Annotated in this window: 1 protein-coding gene; it reads left to right on the top strand. The window is 69.7% G+C overall.

Features of this window, described 5'->3' with window-relative positions; translation table 11 throughout:
• Positions 1-81: 81 nt before the first annotated feature.
• Positions 82-746: lytic transglycosylase domain-containing protein (locus tag NNI01S_RS33010; protein WP_281180719.1), on the top strand; the 665-nt coding region annotated here is incomplete at its 3' end.

Raw genomic sequence — 746 nt, 5'->3', positions numbered from 1 at the left:
ACGACGTCGAGGATTGGGTGTGGCCGAATGCGTGTATCTGCTCCGATAACGGTCTCGGCTTTGGTTGTTGCTGGTGCGGTGGTGAGTGGTTCGGGGGTGCAGTCGCCGGTGGCGGAGCCCGCGCCGCGGGCGCCGGAGGTGTTGGCGGCGGCGAGTGCGGAGTCGGGGGTGGTGGGGTTGTTGCCGGTGGCGGCGGAGGGGCCGCGGCGGTTGCGGGCGGTGACGCCGGGGGCGCCGTTCGCGGGGGTGGTTCCGTTGCAGGAGGTGCGGTTGCCCGCGGCGGGGGGTGCGTTGGGGATTCCGGAGGTGGTGTTGGCGGCGTATCGGAATGCGGAGTTGGCGTTGGCGTCCTCGGCGCCGGGGTGTGGGTTGTCGTGGAGTTTGCTGGCGGGGATCGGGCGGATCGAGTCGGGGCATGCGCGGGGTGGGCGTACGGATGCGGCGGGCACGACGGTGGCGCCGATCTATGGTCCGGCGCTGGATGGGAGTCTGCCGGGTAACGAGGTGATCCGGGCGGCGGATGGGGGGTATGTGCGGGCGTTGGGTCCGATGCAGTTCTTGCCGGGGACGTGGGGTGTGTACGGGGCGGATGGGAATGGGGACGGGGTGGCCGATCCGCACAATGTGTTCGATGCGGCGTTGGCGGCGGGGAAGTATCTGTGTTCGGGGGGTCTGGATCTGCGGGATGGGTCCCAGGAGTTGCGGGCGGTGTTGCGGTACAACAACTCGATGGCGTATGCGGCGAA

It is taken from the genome of Nocardia niwae NBRC 108934 = DSM 45340 (genome assembly GCF_001613465.1).
Lineage (GTDB): Bacteria > Actinomycetota > Actinomycetes > Mycobacteriales > Mycobacteriaceae > Nocardia > Nocardia niwae.
The sequence above is the reverse complement of the archived record's forward strand: the minus strand, read 5'-3'. Positions and strand labels throughout refer to the sequence as shown.